The sequence below is a fragment of the Nocardioides imazamoxiresistens genome (genome assembly GCF_032378595.1).
Classification (GTDB): domain Bacteria; phylum Actinomycetota; class Actinomycetes; order Propionibacteriales; family Nocardioidaceae; genus Nocardioides; species Nocardioides imazamoxiresistens.
The window spans coordinates 273,309-289,889 of the sequence record NZ_JAVYII010000004.1 but is presented as its reverse complement, the minus strand read 5'-3'; the positions used below and the strand labels follow the sequence as shown (position 1 = coordinate 289,889).

Genomic DNA, 16,581 nt, shown 5'->3' with positions numbered 1-16,581 from the left:
GTGGGCATGAGCGACGAGCACGGCGACCACGGGTCGCACCAGCAGGACCACCGGCAGGACGAGGACTACTTCGAGCCGGCGGGCTGGGAGGAGCGGTACGCCGACGCCGCGACGTCGATGTGGAGCGGACGGCCCAACCCGCAGCTCGTGACCGAGGTGTCCGGCCTGCAGCCCGGCACCGCCCTGGACCTCGGCTGCGGCGAGGGCGGCGACGTCGTCTGGCTGGCCCAGCAGGGCTGGCAGGTCACCGGCGCCGACTTCTCAGCCAACGGCCTCGCCCGCGCCGCCCGCCACGCCGAGGAGGCGGGCGTCGCCGAGCGGACGTCGTGGTGGCAGGTCGACGCGCGTACCTTCGCCGCCGACGGACGCACCTTCGACCTCGTCACGACCCACTTCCTGCACCCGCCGGACGGCGGCATGGTCGACGTGACCCGCCGCCTCGCCGACGCCGTCGCCCCCGGCGGCCACCTGCTCGTCGTCGGCCACTCCCCCGCGGCGCACCACACCCAGCTCGACGGCGCCAAGCAGCGCGCGATGTGGCTCGCCGAGGACCTCCTGCCCGCCCTGCCGGAGTCGTTCGACGTGCTCGTCGTCGAGCAGCGCCCCCGCACCGTCACCCGCAACGACCGGACGTTCGAAATCGACGACTCGACCCTGCTCGCGCGGCGTCGGGCCTGACTGCCGGAGTTCCCGCTTAACCGGGAACTTTGACACTTTGTACCCGTTTCGACGGCCACAGAGTGCAGGAGTTCCCGGTTAACCGGGAACTCCTGCGCTGTCGGGCCAGCCCGACACCGCACCGTCCGGCTCGCAGGCTGCCGGGCGGCGCCGGTGGTGCCTAGCGTCGAGCAGGTGACCGAGACTCTGACCATGCCCCCGCACGACGCGTACGCGACGGCCGGCTCCGGCGGCGTACCCGGCGCTCCCGGCGCCGCCGCACCACCGCCGCGACACCGGTCGACGCTGCGCCGCACCCTCGACGACACGGGGTACGCACTCGTCGCCTTCCCCGCCGGCCTGCTCTCGTTCGTCGTCGTCGTCGTCGGCACGACGCTCGGCGGCTCGCTGGCGTGGATGGTGCTGGGACTGCCCGTGCTGGCGGCCACGGCGTTCGTGGCCCGCGGCTTCGCGCACTTCGAGCGGGCGCGGCTGCGCGGCCAGCTGGGGCGCCCCGCCCCGGCGCCGGTCTACCTGACCTCGAGGCGCGGCGACGGCTGGCTGCGCCGCGTCGTCACGCCGCTGCGCGACCCGCAGACCTGGCTCGACATCGTCTGGAGCATGCTCGCGCTCGTCACCGGGCTGTTCGCCTGGTCGCTCGTCGTCGTGGTGTGGGCGGCGGTGCTGAACGGCGCGACGTACTGGTTCTGGCAGCAGTGGCTGCCCGACGGCCCCGAGCAGCAGGGCCTCGCCGAGCTGATGGGCCTCGGGGACGCGCGGTCGACGGAGGTCTGGCTGCAGACCGGCTTCGGCGTCGTCGCGCTGCTGCTCCTGGTGCCGCTGACCCGGCTCGCGGCCGTGGCCCACGCCAGCCTCGCCGAGGTGATGCTGTGCAGCCGCGGCACCCTGCAGGCCGAGGTACGCCGCGCCGCCGGCGGCCGCGACGCCGCCCGCGAGGCCGAGGCCTCCTCGCTGCGCCGCCTCGAGCGCGACATCCACGACGGACCGCAGCAGCGGATGGTCCGCCTCGCGATGGACCTCGGCCGCGCCCGCCACCAGCTCGACCAGGACCCCGAGCGCGCCCGCGAGGCCCTGGACGCGGCGTACGCGCAGGCCCGCGACGCGATCGACGAGCTGCGGGCCCTCTCGCGCGGCATCGCGCCGCCCCTGCTGGTCGACCGCGGCCTCGGCCCGGCGCTGGAGGAGCTCGTGGCCCGCAGCGAGCAGCGCGTGGACCTGCGGGTCGACCCGGCCGCGGCGCACGGGCTGGCGCCGCACGTCGAGACGTGTGTGTACTTCGTCGTGGCCGAGGCGATGACCAACGTCGCCAAGCACAGCCGCGCCGAGGCCGTCGAGGTCGTCGTGACGCAGGAGGAGGACCGGATCGTGGTGCAGGTGGGCGACGACGGCGTCGGGGGCGCGCACCCCGGCAAGGGCACCGGCCTGGCCGGGCTTGAGCGGCGCGTCGCCGGTCTCGACGGCCACCTCGCGGTCACGTCCCCGCCCGGCGGGCCGACCGTCGTGCGGGCGGAGGTGCCGCGCGAGGCATGAGCGACGTGTTGAGGGTGGTCGTCGCCGACGACTCCGTGCTGCTGCGCGAGGGCCTGCAGCTGATCCTCGCGGACGCCGGCCACGAGGTCGTGGCGACCGCGGGCGACGGGCCCGGGCTCGTCGCCGCGGTCGCCGAGCACCTCCCCGACCTCTCGCTGGTCGACGTGCGGATGCCGCCCTCCCACACCGACGAGGGCCTGCGGGCCGCCGTGGAGGTACGCCGGCGCGCGCCGCGCACGCGGATCCTCGTGCTGAGCCAGTACGTCGAGGTGTCCTACGCCGACGAGCTGCTCGCCACCGGCGACGGCGGGGTGGGCTACCTGCTCAAGGACCGGGTCAGCGAGCTCTCCGGGTTCCTCGACGCCGTGACGGCCGTCGCCTCCGGCGGCACCGTGCTCGACCCGCAGGTCGTCGCCCAGCTGATGCGCCGGCGCCGCGACCCCCTCGAGGCCCTGACGCCGCGCGAGCGCGAGGTGCTCGCCGCGATGGCGGAGGGCCTGTCCAACGCGGCGATCGCCCGGCGCCTGCACGTCACCGACGGCGGCGTGGAGAAGCACACGCAGCGCATCTTCGCGAAGCTCGACCTGCACGCCGACGACGAGCAGCACCGGCGGGTGAAGGCGGTGCTGGCGTTCCTGCGCTGACCCTCTGGATTACCCGGTTCACCGGGTAACGCTCGACCTGGACCCCGTCTGAACAGGGTCCAGGTCGAGCGTTCCGGCACAGAGTCGGCCGCCGACGCGGCCGCGGCAGACGGCGTACCTCAACGGACAGAACCTGACCGCACGCGCTGCGAGCGTAGGTCCCATGAACGCACCGATCATCGAGACCACCGCACTGACCAAGACGTTCCCCGGGCGGCGCGGCACCGTCGAGGCCGTCCGATCCCTCGACCTCCGCGTGGAGCCCGGCGAGCTCGTCGCGCTGCTCGGGCCGAACGGGGCGGGCAAGTCCACCACCCTGCGGATGCTCACCACGCTGCTGCCGCCGACGAGCGGGGCCGCCCGCGTCGCGGGCTTCGACGTGGTGCGCGAGCAGGGGGACGTGCGCCGTCACATCGGGTACGTCGGGCAGGGCAACGGCGCCGGCAGCATCCAGCGCGGCCGCGACGAGCTGCTCAACGCCGGACGCTCCTACGGGATGAGCGCCGCCGACACCCGCGAGCGGGCCGCCCACCTCGTCGACGCGCTCGACCTCGGCGGCGTCGTCGACCGCACCGTGCAGACCATGTCCGGCGGGCAGCGCCGCCGCCTCGACATCGCGCTCGGCATGATCCACGCGCCCGCGCTGCTCTTCCTCGACGAGCCGTCCACCGGCCTGGACCCGCAGAACCGCGCCCACCTCCAGGAGCAGGTGCTCGACCTCCACCGCGCCGGCACGACCGTCGTGCTCACCACCCACTACCTCGACGAGGCCGACGCGATGGCGCAGCGCGTCGTCGTCGTCGACCACGGGCGGGTCATCGCGGACGACACCCCGCAGCACCTCAAGGACGGGCTGGGCGTACGCGTCACCGTCGCCCTCACCGGCACCGACGAGGTCGCGCGCACCCTGGCGCTCGTCGGCGACGCCGACCCCGAGGCGCACGCCGTCGAGGTGGACGGCCGGCCCGGGGTGGCGCTGCGGCACCGCGACGGCACGGCGTACGCCGCCGACCTCGTGCGCCGCCTCGGCGACGCGGGCGTCGGGGTCGCCGGGATCGAGGTCGTGCGCCCGACCCTCGACGACGTCTTCCTGTCCCTGACCGGCCGCAGCCTGCGCGAGGCGGACGGCCAGCCGGCCGACCAGCCGACCGAGCAGCCCGCCGACCAGCCCGCCGCCTGATCCTCCCCACCGTCGCCTCGAAGGAGCACCCGATGACCACCACCACCGTCCCCGTCCACCGCGAGGCGGCCGCCGGCCGCGAGCGGAAGGCGTACACCCGCCCCACCGGCTTCCTGGCCGACGTCGCCACCGTGTTCGTCCGCGAGATCCGGCCGCTGAGCCGCGACCCGTTCCAGGTCGTGTTCTCGATGATCCAGCCGCTGTTCTTCCTCGCGCTGTTCGCGCCGCTGCTGCCCGACGTGGGGTACGCCGGCGGCTCGGCCCTGCAGTGGTTCGTGCCGGGCATCGTCGCCATGTCGTGCCTGATGGGTGCCTCGATGGTGGGCTCGAACCTGCTGCTGGAGATGCAGACCGGCTCGCACGAGCGGCTCCTCGTCGCGCCCGTGCGGCGCTCCGCGCTGCTGCTCGGCCGGGCGCTGAAGGAGATCGTTCCGATGCTCGCGCAGTCGGCGATCATCGTCGCCGTCGTGACGCCGTTCGGCTTCGACCTGCACCTGGGCGGCGTGCTCGTCGGCGTGGCGATCATGGCGGTGTTCGCGGTCGGGATGGCGTCGCTGTCGTACGTGCTCGCCATGGCCGCCGCGGGCCGCGACTGGATGTTCTGGGCGGTGCAGCAGACGTTCCTGTTCCCGGTACTGCTGCTCGCCGGGATGCTGCTGCCCGTCGACGACGGCCCGGCCTGGCTGCGCACGCTGTCGGCGCTGAACCCGCTGACCTACGTCGTCGACGCCGAGCGCGCCCTGTTCGCCGGGCAGTGGGACGCCTCGACCGTGCTGGCCGGGGCCGGAGCCGCCGCCGGCGTCGCCGTGGTCGGGCTCGTCGCCGGCATCCGTGCGATGCGGCGGGCGGGCTGACCCCTCTGGACTACCCGGTTCACCGGGTAACGCTCGACCTGGGACCCGTTTGAACAGGTCCCAGGTCGAGCGTTCCGGCACGAGGTCCGGCCGCGGGGTCACCCAGGGGACGCGGGTCGCTCAGGAGATCAGCTCGTCGAGGCGCGAGTACGCCCGCGCGTCGCCCTTGAGGACCACCGACCGCTCGCCCGCGACCGAGACCGGGACGTCGCCGGCGACGGTGATCCGGCGCATCTCGCGGGGGTGCTCGTCGAAGTCGGCCACCGCGTAGTGCTGCGTCGCCCGGTTGTCCCACATCGCGACGTCGCCCGGCTGCCAGGTCCAGCGCAAGGTGTTCTCGAGGCGGGTCACCCGGTTCTGCAGCAGGTGGAAGATCTGGTGCGACTCCGAGGAGTTGAACCCCTCGAAGCGCTTGACGAAGTTGCCGAGCACGAGCGCGCGCTCCCCCGTCTCGGGGTGCACCCGCACGACGGGGTGGCGGGTCTCGAAGATCGTCGAGGCGAAGTCGTCGCGCGAGTAGTTCGCGTCCGGCTGCTCGTGCTCGTCGTCGAGCTGGGCGTAGTCGTAGGAGTTCGTGTGCACCGCCCACAGACCGTCGACGAAGGCCTTCAGCGGCGCGGGCAGCGAGGCGTACGCCGCCGTCGTGCTCGCCCAGGCCGTGTTGCCGCCGTAGGGCGGCAGGGTCACCGCGCGCAGCACGCTGATCGCCGGCACCCGGTCGACGAACGTGACGTCGGTGTGCCAGCTGTTGGCGGCCATCCCCTTGTTCGCGGTCACCCGCAGCACCCGGGCGCTGCCGGTGTTGACGGTCGGGTGCGCCGTGGTCAGCGGCCCGAACCGCTCGGCGAAGCCGATGTGGGCGCCGTCGTCGAGGTGGTCCTGGCCGCGGAAGAAGAGGACCTCGTGGCGCAGGAGGGCGGCCCGCACGGTGGCGACCTCGCCCGCGGTGAGGTCGCCGCCGAGGCGTACGCCCTCGACGACCGCACCCAGGCGGCCGCCGACCTGGCGGACGACGACGCCGGGAGCTGCCCCCACGGTCGGACGGTGCGGCGCGATGGTCATGACGTCCTCCTCCGGCGGCGTCTCGACCACCACCCTGTAAGTCGTCTAACACGATAGACATGATCCGGAGGAGGTGCCGATCCGCCCGAGGTGTGGACAGCGTCGCCTGACCTGGGACCCTTTCGCTCGACTTGGGACCCGTTCAGACGGGGTCCAGGTCGAGCGTTACCCGGTCAACCGGGTAATCCAGAGGCCACCCGCAGCCCGTCCAGCAGGGCGAGCGTGGCGACCCAGGCGTCGGAGGTCTCGTCGATGACGACGAAGTGGTCGCCCTCGACCTCCACCAGCTCGGCGTCGGCGCCGGCGGCGAGGGCGGCCTCGACGTACGCCTGCGACTGGCCGATCGGCACGATCCGGTCGTCGCGGCCGTGGACGCAGCGCACGGGCACGTCGAGCGGGACCTGCTGGGCCGGGTCGGCCGGGGCGTAGTCCACCGCAGCGTCGTCGCCGCCCATGAGGGCGAGCACGTTCGGGCGGGCGGTGGGGTCGGCGAGGCCGGCGCGGAGGTCGAGCACGCCCGCCTGGCTGACGACGCCCGTGACGGGCACGCGCACGGGCGACCACGGGGCGTACCGGCCGCGGGCGGCCGCCCACGTCGCCAGGTGCCCGCCGGCGGAGTGGCCGAGCGTCAGTACGCAGGCCCGCTCGGCGTCGGTGAGGTCGACGTCCGCGAGCGCGTCGATCCCGGCCGCGACGTCGTCGAACGTGGTCGGGTAGCCACCGCCGCCGCCCCACCCGTCGCCCACGCGCCGGTACTCCAGGTTCCACGCCGTCCACCCCTGCTCCGCGAGGCTGAGCGCGAGCGGGGCGCCGAGGGTCGCGTCGTACGCCGACGCCCAGAACCCGCCGTGGACCACCACGACGACGCCCTTCGACGGCTGGCCGTCCACGTCCGTGCCGGGGGCGGGGCGGTAGAGGTCGGCGTACTGCGACGGGTCGTCGCCGTAGGCCACCCGCTCCGGCGTCACCACGTCGCTCCCGGGCAGCTCGGACGGTTCGTCCGGCGGCGGGTCGTCCGCGCCGCCGGGCAGGCCGTCGTCGGAGCAGCCGGCCAGGAACGTCCCGCCGACCAGTCCCCCGATCCCGCCCAGCACCGCCCGTCGACCGACCCTCGACCGGCCACTGCCACGCGAACCCGAACCCGCACCCGCACCCGCACCCACACACGACCTCCGTCTCCGGGCCGCCCGGTCGGCGGCCCTCCAGGGACTTCGTCACCCACCCTGCCGCGGACGGGCCTCGCATCCCATCAGTCCCAGCGTCCCTGCCGCCCGCGCTTGACCTCGCCGCGCCGCGTCTTGGTGTCGAGGCGGCGCCGCTGCGAGCCGCGGGTGGGGCGCGTCGCCCGACGCCGGGCGGCCGGCGGTGCCGCGGCCTCACGCAGCAGGACGAGCAACCGCTCGCGGGCGGCGCGCCGGTTGTCGCGCTGCGCCCGGTGCTCGGACGCGGCGACCACCACGGCGCCGCCGACGAGGCGGCCCGCCAGCCGCTCCAGCACCCGCTCGCGCAGGTGCTCGGGCAGCGACGACGACGCGGTGACGTCGAAGGTCAGCTCCACGCGGCTGTCGGTCGTGTTGACGCCCTGCCCGCCGGGTCCCGAGGAGCGGGAGAAGCGCTCGACCAGCTCACGGGCCGGCACGCGCCAGCGCCGCGTCACCTCGAGGTCGTCGCCCGGCTCCACGTCGCCCTCAGCGCAGCGGCAGGTAGGGGGACAGGTCCGTACGCTCGCCGCTCGCGCTCACCTGCGCGTCGGGGTCGCCCCACCGCGCCTCGCCGGTGGCGAGGCGCAGGAACGTGTCGGCGTCGGTCTCGACGACCGCCGGGGGCGTCCCACGGGTGTGCCGCACCCCGGGCACCACCTGCACGGCGGCGTAGGGCGGCACCCGCACCTCGACGCTCGCCCCGGGCGCCTTCTCCTGCAGCAGCGCGAGGTGGTGCTTGACCAGCAGCTTGAGGTCGGCGCGCGAGGCGTCGCCCGCACGCCAGCGACGGAGGGCCTCGGCGACCTGCAGCGGGTCGGCGGGCACGAGCCGGCGCGGCATCAGGCGTCCTCCCCCTCGGAACCGGGCGCCAGGTCGTCCGGGCGCGGCTGCAGCAGCTGGAGCAGCGCGTACACCTGCCGCCCCTCGCCCCCGCTCTCCCGGCTGCGCCCGGTCCAGCGCCCCATCACCTCGTTGAGGTCGGCGGCGAGCTCCTCGGCCTCCTCCTTGGTGAGCAGGAACGTCGCCTGCATGATGTTGCGCACGGTGGCGGGGTCGCGCTCGGCGGAGTACGCGGCCTCGACCTCGCGGTGGGCGCGCCCCACGGCCAGCCCGCGCCACGCCGAGGCGATGGAGGCGCCGCCGGGCTCGTCCTCGATCCGGGCGAGCTCGAGCGTGAAGCCGTGGCCGTCGTCGGCCAGCTTCCACACCCGGTCGCGCCGGTCGCGGGCGTGCTCGGGGGCCTCGACCACCAGTCCGTACGTCGCCAGGTTGCGCACGTGGAAGCTCACCTGGTTGGCCGGCAGGCCGAGGACCTCCGCGAGGTCGGCCGAGCGCTGGGGTCCGCGGGCGTTGAGCTCGTCGAGGATCCGCGAGCGCACGGGGTGGGCGAACGCCCGCAGGGTGCGGGCGTCGCTGATCGGCCGGTAGCTCGCCGCGGCTGGTCGGTCGGACACGTCCGCCACCCTAGCGAGGACGCCCGCCATCTGTTGCGCAACACTACTTGCGCAATTGTCGTTGCGTACCTACGCTGCCCCCATGACCGGCTACCGCGACCTCGCTCGCAACCGCGACTTCACCGTGCTGTGGATCGGCGAGACGGTCTCGGAGCTCGGCGCGCGGATGAGCGCGTTCGTCTACCCGCTCGTCGCGCTCGCGATCTCGGGCTCGCCCGGCGCGGCGGCCCTGGTGCAGTTCGCGTACTTCGCCGGGATCGTCGCCGCCCTGCTGCCCGCCGGGGTGCTGGCCGACCGCCTGCACCGCCGGCGCCTGCTGCGCGGGGTCTCGCTCGCCGGCCTGACGCTGTACGCCGTGCTGGCCGCGACGCTCGCGCTCGACGTGCTGGGCGTCGCCGGGCTCGCGGCGGGCGCGCTGGCCGCCGGCGTGCTCACCGGGATCTACGAGCCCGCCCAGCTCTCCGCGGTCCGCTCGGTCGTGCGCACCGACCAGCTGTCCACGGCGCTCGCCCAGAACCAGGCGCGCGGCCAGGTCGCCAGCCTGCTCGGCGCCCCGCTCGGCGGCGTGCTGCTGGGCGTGAGCCGCTGGCTGCCCTTCGCGGTCGACGCCGCTACCTACCTCGTCTCCTTCACGACCCTGGGCCGGATCCGCACCGACCTGTCGGCGCCGCCCCGGCCCGCGACCGACGACGGCCGCGGCCCGGTGCGCTCCGCGGTGCACGAGGTCGTGCAGGGCGGCCGGTTCGTGCTCGGGCACCGCACCCTGCGGGTGATCTCGTGCTGGTCGGCGCTCAGCAACCTCGTCGTCAACGGGCTGCTGTTCGTGGTGCTGCTGCGCATGGTCGACGCGGGGCACAGCGCGGCCGCGATCGGCCTGGTGATGACGGCCGCGGGGATCGCCGGTCTCGTCGGGGCGGCGCTGGCGCCGCGCGTCATCGCGCGCACCCCGACCGGCGCGCTGACCGTCGCCGTGGCCTGGACCTGCGCGCTGCCCCTCGTGCCCCTGGTGTGGTGGGCCCACCCCGGTGTCGTCGCCGCGTGCCTGTCGACCCTCGTGCTGCTGAACCCGATCGGCAACGCCGGGATCGGGGCGTACCGCATCGCCCTGACCCCCGACCACCTGCAGGGCCGGGTGGGCGCGACGAGCGCGTTCCTGTCCTGGTCCGTGATGCCCTTCGCGCCGGTGGTCGGCGGCGGGCTGCTGGCGGCGTACGGCGGCACCGTGGCCACCGCGGCCCTCCTCGGCGGGTGCGTGGTCGTGGCCCTGGTCGTCACCCTCGCGCCGACCGTGCGCAGCGTGCCGCGCCCGGACGTGTGGACCGCGCAGCTGGACCGGGCGCGCCGGGCGGAGCGCGCTGTAGCGACGGGCCCCGTGGCGCCGGTCAGCTGACGCGCGGGTCGCCGACGACGACGTCGGTGAAGGTGACGCCCAGGTGGGGCGCGTCGAAGTCGGGGTCGGGCCCCAGCAGGTCGCGCAGCACCTCGAGCAGCAGCACCCGCACGGCTTCGCCGACCTGCGCCAGCGGAGCACCGTAGGCGGCGACCAGGTCGACCTCGACCGCCGCGAGCCGGCCGTCCTCGACGACCAGCCGGATGTCCTCGGGCGCATGGGTCTCGGCCTTGTCGAGCGCGCGACGCAGGACGGTGCGCACCACCCGCTCGGACACGAGGGTCCGCGATCCCGAGTCGTCGCGGCTCGGCGTCCCGTCGGGGCCGAACGTGACGAGCGGGGGTGACGGAGCCACGCTGGCGCGAACCCCGGCCCGCACCGCCTCCACGATCTCGATCCAGCCGTCGGGCGTGGTCCGGGCCTCCCGGCGGGCGACGTCGGTGGCTCGGTCGAACGGGTCGTACGGCTCTACCGCCATCGCGCCATCCTCTCCGCCAGGGTCCTCCGGCCCCGGTGCAGGTGTCCTCGCACGCTGCCGGGGGTGGTGTCGAGCGCGGCGGCGATCTCCTCGTAGGACATGCCCTCGATCTCGCGGAGGAGCCAGGCCGCACGCTGGTGCCACGGTAGTTCGTCCAGCGCCTGCTGCAAGGCGGCGACCAGCTCCGCCTCCATGACGCGCTGCAGCGGGTTCTCGGTCGCCGGGCGCACCACGGTCGACAGGAGCTCGTCGTCGATCGGCGTCGGACGGCGGTGCCGGTGCAGGTCGGCCGCCCGGCGGTGCACGAGCCGGAACAGCCAGGTCCGCAGGCTCGAGCGACCCGCGAAGGAGTCGAGGCTGCGCCACGCGGAGATCAGCGCCTCCTGGGTGACCTCGCCCGCGTCCGCGGCGCTGCCGCCCACGAGCCGCAGGGCGTAGTGGTACATCCCCGGGCCGTAGCGGTCGACGATCACGGCGAAGGCCTCCTCGTCACCCAGGCGCGCGGCGCGCAGCAGCGCGTCGTCGGACGCCCCGCCTCGCTGCGGGCCCTCGGTGCTCACGAGGTGGATGGTGCTCCCCGCCTCCAAGCCCGCTCCCGGGCCCGCCCGCTCCGGGTACCCGCGGACCACCTCAGGACCCCCGCGTCACCATGATGTGACGCACGCCACCCCGCCGTTGCGTGACGAACTCCGAACACCGCACGACCAATCACCGTCCCACCTACTCACGAAGGAGTTCCGATGACCGAGAAGCAGGCCCCCAAGGCCCCCAGCACCGCTGTCGAGACCCGCACCACCGGCACCCTCGTCTCCGAGAACGGCCGCACCTCCATCGCGGACACCGTCGTCTCGAAGATCGCCGGCATCGCCGCCCGCGAGATCAACGGCGTCCACGACCTGGGTGGCGGCGCCGCCCGCGTCGTCGGTTCGCTCCGCGAGCGGATCCCCGGCTCGCGCACCAACCTCTCCCAGGGCGTCGCGGTCGAGGTGGGCGAGCGCCAGGCGGCGATCGACCTCGACATCGTCGCGGAGTACGGCGTCTCCATCGCCGACCTCGCCGCGGCCATCCGGCGCAACGTGATCGCGTCCGTCGAGCGGATGAGCGGCCTCGAGGTGACCGAGGTCAACATCACCGTCCACGACATCTACCTCGAGGGCGACGCCGACGAGGAGCCCTCCGCCCCCCGCGTGGAGTGACCCTCGTGGACCACGACGACGCCGACCTGGTGGCGGCCGCCGTCCGCGCCGTCCCCGGGGTGCACGACCTGCACCCCGGGGCGTACGGCGAGGTCGCCACGTACCTCCCCGGCCGCCGCGTCACGGGCGTACGCCTGCGCGACGAGCGGTGCGACGTCCACGTCGTGCTGACCTGGCAGGCCCACGTCCGCGACACGACCGACGCCGTGCGGGCCGCGGTCCGTCCCCTCGTGGGCGGCGCCGTGGACGTCACGGTCGAGGACGTGGCACCGCCGTCATGACCCCCGGCGGCACGGACCCCGATCGTCAGCGCGAGCTGCGGCGTGCGCGACGCGCGGCGGCCATGCTGCACCACCCCGACCGGGGCGGCGACGTCGACGCGTTCGTGCGCGTCATGGCGGCGCTCGACCCGCACGCCCCGCCGGGCACCCCGGACCCGGCGGAGCCGCCCGCCGCGGTGCGGGTCGACGCGACCGCCACCCCACGGTGGCGGCGCGTGCTGACCCGCACCCGGCGCCGCGGACGCGACGCCGTCGCCCTCGTGCGACGGCGCCTCCCGCGCTCGGCGCCCGGGTCGCGCCGCTACTACGACCTCTGACCCCCCGCCCCCGCGCCGGCCCACCGCCGGCGCCCCGTCCCAGGAGTGACGACATGACCACCTCCACCCTCGGCCTGCTGGCCGGGCTCCTGCTCACCCTCGCGATCACCACCGGCGGCTTCGTCGGCCTGGTGCTGGCGCTGCTGCTCGGCGGTGTCGGCTACCTCGTCGGCGGCCACGTCGACGGTGAGTTCGACCTGCGCTCCCTGAGCCGGGGTCGTCGTGGCTGACCTCCGCTCCCCCCACGACCCGCCGGAGGGAGCCGTGGCGACCGACCCGGTCGACGGCTCGACCGACCGGCCCGACGCCCAGGTCGAGCCGCGTCACCGCGGCGACGACCCAGATGACGAGGCCGGCAACCGCGGCTCGCTCGAGGTCCGCACCCGCGTCCTGCGCACGCTGGTCGAGCGGGCCGTGCTCGAGGTGCCGGGCACCGTCTCCCACGACAGCGGCCTGTCCAAGCTGCCCGGGCTGTCCTCGTCGAAGGCCGGCGTCGAGATGCACGGGCGCAGCGCCCGGGTCAGCGCGCAGGTCGCCTGCGTCTGGCCGTGCGAGGTCGCCGCCCTGGCCGAGGAGGTCCGCCGTCACGTCCGCGCCACGGCGGCGCGGCTCTCCGGCGTGCACATCAGCTCCGTCGACGTGACCGTGCGCGTCGTCTCGCCCGACGACGTCGACGACTCCTCGAGGAGGGTGGAATGAGCGCCACGACCCCGACCAGCCCCCGCGACACCCCGCGGGCGCCCCTGCCCCGCCCCCTGCGTGCCGCGCCGCGGGCCTTCCCGCCCGCCGCCGGCGTCGCCCTGCTGCTCGCGCTGCTGGCGATCGGCGCCGCCGTCGTCGGCGTCCACGACCTGGCCGCGGACCGCGGTTGGTCGCAGGACTCCCCGTGGGTGCCCCCGGTCGTCGACGCGCTCGACGGCCTCGGCCCCGAGCCGTGGCTCGTCGGCGTGGGCGTCCTGCTGGGGATCCTCGGCGTGTGGATGATCGTCGTCGCCCTCGCGCCGGCCCGTTCCTCGCACCTGCGCGCGAACGGCACCGAGGCGGACCTGTGGCTGGCCCCCGAGGCCGTCGCCGCCCTGGCGCAGACCGTCGCCGACCGTACGTCCGGCGTGATCGCCGCCGAGACCACCCGCGTCTCGCGCCGCCGCGTCCGGGTCGCCGTGACCACCAACCGCGACGCCGCCGCCGTGCGCGGGGCCGTCGAGACCGGTGTCGCCGAGACCGTCGGCCGGCTGACCCGCACCCGCGTCCAGATCTCCACGAAGGAGCTGCCCCGATGACCCCCCGCGTGCGCGTCGTCGACCGTCTGCTCACCGCGCTGCTCGGCGCGGCCCTGGTCGCCCTCGCCCTCCTCGTCCTCGACTGGCGCTTCGGCGTCGTCGGCTCCTACGCCGACTCGCTGACGACGTCGTCGGCCGACAGCGTGCTCGGCACCACCTGGTGGCCGTGGGCCCTGGCCGCCGGCACCGTCGTCCTCGGCCTGCTCGGCCTGGTCTGGCTGCTCGCGCACCTGCGCCGCCCCGGTCCGTCCGACCAGCGCCTCGACGCGAGCGACCCGACCGGTCGGCTCACCGCCGACCTCGGCTCCGTCGCGTCCGCCACCGCGTCGCGGTTCGCGACCCTCGCCCCGGTCACCGGGGCCCGCGGCACCACCGAGCGCCGCGGCCGCCACTCCGTTCTCGTCGTGCACGGCCACGTCGACCCGGCCGCCGCCCCCTCCACCCTCGTCGAGGCCGCGGAGACCTGCGCCGCCGAGGTCGCGGGCGCCTTCCCGGACGATGACGTACGCCTGCGCGTGCTCCTCGACGCGCCCCGCCGGCGCCGCCTGGGTCGGCGCACCGACCGGGTCCGCGTGCGGTGAGCCGGCCGGTCGGCCGGGTGGATGCGTACCAGCGTGACCACCCGGCCATCGGGCTCCCCGTCGCCGTCGTCTACAAGTACGGCGACGACGGCGGCGGCCACCTGGCCGCCCTGGTCACCTACTACGGCTTCGTCTCGCTGTTCCCCCTGCTGCTGCTCGGCTCGACCGTGCTGGGCATCGTGCTCGAGGGTGATCCCGAGCTGCAGCAGCGCATCCTCGACAGCGCGATGTCGCAGATCCCCGTCGTGGGGGCCGACCTCGCCCGGCCCGAGCAGCTCGGCGGCGGCGTCCTGGGCATCCTGATCGGTGGCGCGGGCGCGATCTACGGCGCGCTCGGCGTCGGGCAGGCCGTGCAGAACGCGTCGAACACCGCCTGGAACGTGCCGCGGCACCTGCGCCCCAACCCGTTCACCGGTCGCCTGCGCAGCGCCGGCCTCGCCGCCGTCATCGGCAGCAACGTGATCGCCACGACCGCCGCGGCGGGCGTCGTCGGCCGCGCGGACTTCCTGGGCCCGGCGACCAGCGTCCTCGCGTTCGCCGTCACCTTCGGCGTGCACCTGGCGACCTTCGCCGTGGTGCTGCGGCTCTCCGCCGCGAGCGGGCCGCCGTGGCGCCGGGTGCTGCCCGGCGCGGTGCTGGCGTCGGTCGCGTGGATCGCGCTGCAGTACGGCGGCGTCGCCTTCGTCGGGCGCTACGTCGCCTCCAGCCCGTCGACCAACGGCGTCTTCGCCGTCGTGCTCGGCCTGCTGGCGTTCCTCTACCTCACCAGCGTCGCGATCGTGCTCAGCATCGAGCTCAACGTGGTGCTCGCCGAGAACCTCTACCCCCGCTCGCTGCTGACCCCGTTCACCGACGACGTCGTGCTGACCGAGGCCGACGAGCACTCGTACGAGGAGATCGCCAAGGCGCAGAAGCTCAAGGGCTTCCAGCAGATCGAGGTCAGCTTCGAGCCGGAGAACGAGACCGAGCCGGAGCACGAGCCGGAGCGCCACCGGGACCAGCCGGTCCCCTGACGAGACGGTCGCCACAGCGCGACACACGTGCCCCGGCGCCCGTCCGGGGGCCGGCAGGCGCGATCATTCCGCCGGGCGGCCGAGCGGGCCGCACGTCGCAGCGTCAGACCAGGAGCGATGCCACGTGAGCGTCCCCGAGATCCGGACCGTCGACCTCGGCGGCGACGGACCCGTCCTGCTGCTCGGCCCCGCGCTCGGCACCTCGGCGGCCACGCTGTGGGAGCTCGCGGCCACCGAGCTGACGGCCGACCACCGCGTGCTCGGCTGGGACCTCCCGGGGCACGGCGCCAGCCCGGCCCCGACCGCCCCGTTCCGCATGGACGAGCTGGCCGCCGGCGTGCTGGAGGCGCTGGACGCGGCGCTCGCCGCAGAGGGCCGCGTCGGCGAGCGGGTCCTGTACGCCGGCGTGTCCGTCGGCGGCGCCGTGGGCCTGCAGCTCCTGCTCGACGCGCCCGAGCGCGTCGGCGCCGCCGCCCTGTTGTGCACCGCCGCCTGGTTCGGCGACCCCGCCGGCTGGCAGGAGCGCGCCGCCACCGTCAAGGCGTTCGGCACCTCCACCATGGTCGAGGGCGCGCGGCAGCGCTGGTTCGCGCCCGGGTTCGTCGACCGCGACCCGCAGCGCGTACGGCTGCTCCTGGACGCGCTCGCCGGCACCGACCCCGCCGGCTACGCCCACACGTGCTCCGCGCTCGGTGCCTTCGACGTGCGCGGTCGGCTCGCCGAGATCGAGACGCCGGTGCTCACCGTCGCCGGCGCCGTCGACCAGCCCACCCCGCCCGCCGAGCTCGCGGCGATCGCCGACGGTGTCCGCGCCGGGCGCGGCGAGGTGCTCGCCGCGGTCGCCCACCTCGCCCCGGCCGAGGCGCCCGACCGGGTCGTCGCCCTCCTCGCGCCGTTCCTCGGCGCGCACCGCGACGCCGCCGGGCCGGTCGTCGACCCGCAGGGCGTGCCGTCCTCGGCGACCGTCGAGGAGCAGCGGGCGGCCGGCGCGGCGGTGCGCCGCGCCGTCCTCGGCGACGAGCACGCCGACCGCGCCGCCGCCACCACCGGGTTCGGTCGTGGCTTCGAGGACCTCGTCACCCAGTACGCCTGGGGCGGCGCCTGGACCCGCCCCGGCCTCGACCGCCGCTCCCGCACCCTGATCACCCTCACGGCGCTGGTCGCAGGCGGGCACCACGAGGACCTGGCCGAGCACGTGCGTGCCGCCGTCGTCGACGGGCTCACCGTCGCCGAGCTCGAGGAGCTGTTCCTGCACGCGGCGGTCTACTGCGGCGTGCCCGCCGCCGGCGCCGCGATCCGCGTCGCCCGCACGGCGCTGGCGGACCTGGGGGTCGATCTGGGCGTCGATCTGGGGGTCGATCTGGGCGTCGACCTGGCCTGAGCCGGACCCGCCCGACAGCCCGTCGACCGTCGTCCACCCGGGGCGAGAAAACGCGGACCA

The 16,581-nt window shown here is 75.3% G+C and carries 22 protein-coding genes; 15 read left to right on the top strand and 7 right to left on the bottom strand.

Features of this window, described 5'->3' with window-relative positions:
• The first annotated feature begins 6 nt into the window (after nt 1-6).
• The 5 genes from RDV89_RS10610 (at nt 7) to RDV89_RS10590 (ending at nt 4,886) form a co-directional block, all read left to right on the top strand.
• Nucleotides 7-678, top strand: coding sequence for a methyltransferase domain-containing protein (locus RDV89_RS10610; protein ID WP_315733013.1), 672 nt, complete (start codon nt 7-9; stop codon nt 676-678).
• Nucleotides 679-852: 174 nt separating this feature from the next.
• The gene (locus RDV89_RS10605) at nt 853-2,208 is read left to right on the top strand and encodes a sensor histidine kinase (protein WP_315733012.1); all 1,356 of its coding nucleotides are present in this window, start codon (nt 853-855) and stop codon (nt 2,206-2,208) included.
• Nucleotides 2,205-2,852 carry a response regulator gene (locus RDV89_RS10600; RefSeq protein ID WP_438823268.1) on the top strand — a complete coding sequence of 216 codons (648 nt, stop codon included), beginning with the start codon at nt 2,205-2,207 and terminating at the stop codon, nt 2,850-2,852. The genes RDV89_RS10605 and RDV89_RS10600 overlap by 4 nt, the downstream gene beginning before the upstream one ends.
• 163 nt (nt 2,853-3,015) lie before the next feature.
• Nucleotides 3,016-4,032, top strand: a complete 1,017-nt coding sequence (locus tag RDV89_RS10595) for an ATP-binding cassette domain-containing protein (protein ID WP_315733011.1) — start codon at nt 3,016-3,018, stop codon at nt 4,030-4,032.
• Nucleotides 4,033-4,064: 32 nt separating this feature from the next.
• Entirely contained in the window at nt 4,065-4,886 is an 822-nt protein-coding gene (locus RDV89_RS10590; protein WP_315733010.1) for an ABC transporter permease, read from the top strand.
• Between the two features lie 120 nt (nt 4,887-5,006).
• Here the strand turns inward: RDV89_RS10590 and RDV89_RS10585 are convergent, their stop codons facing one another.
• The 5 genes from RDV89_RS10585 to RDV89_RS10565 all read right to left on the bottom strand — a co-directional run bounded on the left by RDV89_RS10585 (nt 5,007) and on the right by RDV89_RS10565 (nt 8,604).
• Entirely contained in the window at nt 5,007-5,948 is a 942-nt protein-coding gene (locus RDV89_RS10585) for a TauD/TfdA dioxygenase family protein (RefSeq protein WP_315733009.1), read from the bottom strand.
• 173 nt (nt 5,949-6,121) lie between these two features.
• Complete coding sequence (locus RDV89_RS10580) at nt 6,122-7,042, bottom strand: alpha/beta hydrolase family protein (protein WP_315733008.1); 921 nt, start codon at nt 7,040-7,042, stop codon at nt 6,122-6,124.
• 155 nt (nt 7,043-7,197) lie between these two features.
• Nucleotides 7,198-7,629 (bottom strand): alternative ribosome rescue aminoacyl-tRNA hydrolase ArfB, encoded by a 432-nt coding sequence (gene arfB, locus RDV89_RS10575; RefSeq protein ID WP_315733007.1) that lies wholly within the window; start codon nt 7,627-7,629, stop codon nt 7,198-7,200.
• Between the two features lie 7 nt (nt 7,630-7,636).
• Entirely contained in the window at nt 7,637-7,990 is a 354-nt protein-coding gene (locus tag RDV89_RS10570; protein ID WP_315733006.1) for a sterol carrier family protein, read from the bottom strand.
• Nucleotides 7,990-8,604, bottom strand: a complete 615-nt coding sequence (locus tag RDV89_RS10565; RefSeq protein WP_315733005.1) for a helix-turn-helix domain-containing protein — start codon at nt 8,602-8,604, stop codon at nt 7,990-7,992. The genes RDV89_RS10570 and RDV89_RS10565 overlap by 1 nt, the downstream gene beginning before the upstream one ends.
• Nucleotides 8,605-8,686: 82 nt before the next feature.
• On the opposite strand from RDV89_RS10565, the gene RDV89_RS10560 reads away from it, so the two are divergent.
• Nucleotides 8,687-9,994 carry an MFS transporter gene (locus tag RDV89_RS10560; protein ID WP_315733004.1) on the top strand — a complete coding sequence of 436 codons (1,308 nt, stop codon included), beginning with the start codon at nt 8,687-8,689 and terminating at the stop codon, nt 9,992-9,994.
• Here the strand turns inward: RDV89_RS10560 and RDV89_RS10555 are convergent.
• Entirely contained in the window at nt 9,987-10,472 is a 486-nt protein-coding gene (locus RDV89_RS10555; RefSeq protein WP_315733003.1) for a hypothetical protein, read from the bottom strand. The two genes, RDV89_RS10560 and RDV89_RS10555, sit on opposite strands and share 8 nt — an antisense overlap.
• Nucleotides 10,463-11,032: an RNA polymerase sigma factor gene (locus tag RDV89_RS10550; RefSeq protein ID WP_315733002.1), complete on the bottom strand. Its 570-nt coding sequence runs from the start codon at nt 11,030-11,032 to the stop codon at nt 10,463-10,465. Before RDV89_RS10550 ends, RDV89_RS10555 begins: the two co-directional genes overlap by 10 nt.
• Before the next feature lie 180 nt (nt 11,033-11,212).
• Between RDV89_RS10550 and RDV89_RS10545 the strand changes: the two genes are divergently transcribed.
• From RDV89_RS10545 to pcaDC, 9 genes are all read left to right on the top strand, one after another.
• Nucleotides 11,213-11,668 (top strand): Asp23/Gls24 family envelope stress response protein, encoded by a 456-nt coding sequence (locus tag RDV89_RS10545; RefSeq protein WP_315733001.1) that lies wholly within the window; start codon nt 11,213-11,215, stop codon nt 11,666-11,668.
• Between the two features lie 5 nt (nt 11,669-11,673).
• Nucleotides 11,674-11,949: an Asp23/Gls24 family envelope stress response protein gene (locus RDV89_RS10540; RefSeq protein ID WP_315733000.1), complete on the top strand. Its 276-nt coding sequence runs from the start codon at nt 11,674-11,676 to the stop codon at nt 11,947-11,949.
• Complete coding sequence (locus RDV89_RS10535) at nt 11,946-12,266, top strand: hypothetical protein (RefSeq protein WP_315732999.1); 321 nt, start codon at nt 11,946-11,948, stop codon at nt 12,264-12,266. The genes RDV89_RS10540 and RDV89_RS10535 overlap by 4 nt, the downstream gene beginning before the upstream one ends.
• 53 nt (nt 12,267-12,319) lie before the next feature.
• The gene (locus RDV89_RS10530; RefSeq protein ID WP_315732998.1) at nt 12,320-12,496 is read left to right on the top strand and encodes a DUF2273 domain-containing protein; all 177 of its coding nucleotides are present in this window, start codon (nt 12,320-12,322) and stop codon (nt 12,494-12,496) included.
• A complete protein-coding gene (locus RDV89_RS10525) occupies nt 12,489-12,965 on the top strand; it encodes an Asp23/Gls24 family envelope stress response protein (protein WP_315732997.1) in 477 nt (158 codons plus the stop codon). The genes RDV89_RS10530 and RDV89_RS10525 overlap by 8 nt, the downstream gene beginning before the upstream one ends.
• Nucleotides 12,962-13,546: a DUF6286 domain-containing protein gene (locus RDV89_RS10520; RefSeq protein WP_315732996.1), complete on the top strand. Its 585-nt coding sequence runs from the start codon at nt 12,962-12,964 to the stop codon at nt 13,544-13,546. The genes RDV89_RS10525 and RDV89_RS10520 overlap by 4 nt, the downstream gene beginning before the upstream one ends.
• Complete coding sequence (locus tag RDV89_RS10515; protein ID WP_315732995.1) at nt 13,543-14,127, top strand: hypothetical protein; 585 nt, start codon at nt 13,543-13,545, stop codon at nt 14,125-14,127. Before RDV89_RS10520 ends, RDV89_RS10515 begins: the two co-directional genes overlap by 4 nt.
• A 17-nt stretch (nt 14,128-14,144) precedes the next feature.
• Complete coding sequence (locus RDV89_RS10510; RefSeq protein WP_315732994.1) at nt 14,145-15,140, top strand: YihY/virulence factor BrkB family protein; 996 nt, start codon at nt 14,145-14,147, stop codon at nt 15,138-15,140.
• A 124-nt stretch (nt 15,141-15,264) separates the two neighbouring features.
• Complete coding sequence (gene pcaDC, locus RDV89_RS10505) at nt 15,265-16,521, top strand: bifunctional 3-oxoadipate enol-lactonase/4-carboxymuconolactone decarboxylase PcaDC (protein WP_315732993.1); 1,257 nt, start codon at nt 15,265-15,267, stop codon at nt 16,519-16,521.
• Nucleotides 16,522-16,581: the final 60 nt, after the last annotated feature.

What these genes read in the sequence shown, in the direction of transcription:
- RDV89_RS10600 (WP_438823268.1), top strand. Translation starts at nt 2,205, where the DNA reads ATGAGCGACGTGTTGAGGGTGGTCGTCGCCGACGACTCCGTGCTGCTG.
- RDV89_RS10535 (WP_315732999.1), top strand. Translation starts at nt 11,946, where the DNA reads ATGACCCCCGGCGGCACGGACCCCGATCGTCAGCGCGAGCTGCGGCGT.
- RDV89_RS10610 (WP_315733013.1), top strand. Translation starts at nt 7, where the DNA reads ATGAGCGACGAGCACGGCGACCACGGGTCGCACCAGCAGGACCACCGG.
- RDV89_RS10520 (WP_315732996.1), top strand. Translation starts at nt 12,962, where the DNA reads ATGAGCGCCACGACCCCGACCAGCCCCCGCGACACCCCGCGGGCGCCC.
- RDV89_RS10585 (WP_315733009.1), bottom strand. Translation starts at nt 5,948, where the DNA reads ATGACCATCGCGCCGCACCGTCCGACCGTGGGGGCAGCTCCCGGCGTC.
- RDV89_RS10590 (WP_315733010.1), top strand. Translation starts at nt 4,065, where the DNA reads ATGACCACCACCACCGTCCCCGTCCACCGCGAGGCGGCCGCCGGCCGC.
- RDV89_RS10570 (WP_315733006.1), bottom strand. Translation starts at nt 7,990, where the DNA reads ATGCCGCGCCGGCTCGTGCCCGCCGACCCGCTGCAGGTCGCCGAGGCC.
- RDV89_RS10530 (WP_315732998.1), top strand. Translation starts at nt 12,320, where the DNA reads ATGACCACCTCCACCCTCGGCCTGCTGGCCGGGCTCCTGCTCACCCTC.
- RDV89_RS10545 (WP_315733001.1), top strand. Translation starts at nt 11,213, where the DNA reads ATGACCGAGAAGCAGGCCCCCAAGGCCCCCAGCACCGCTGTCGAGACC.
- RDV89_RS10560 (WP_315733004.1), top strand. Translation starts at nt 8,687, where the DNA reads ATGACCGGCTACCGCGACCTCGCTCGCAACCGCGACTTCACCGTGCTG.
- RDV89_RS10555 (WP_315733003.1), bottom strand. Translation starts at nt 10,472, where the DNA reads ATGGCGGTAGAGCCGTACGACCCGTTCGACCGAGCCACCGACGTCGCC.
- RDV89_RS10515 (WP_315732995.1), top strand. Translation starts at nt 13,543, where the DNA reads ATGACCCCCCGCGTGCGCGTCGTCGACCGTCTGCTCACCGCGCTGCTC.
- RDV89_RS10595 (WP_315733011.1), top strand. Translation starts at nt 3,016, where the DNA reads ATGAACGCACCGATCATCGAGACCACCGCACTGACCAAGACGTTCCCC.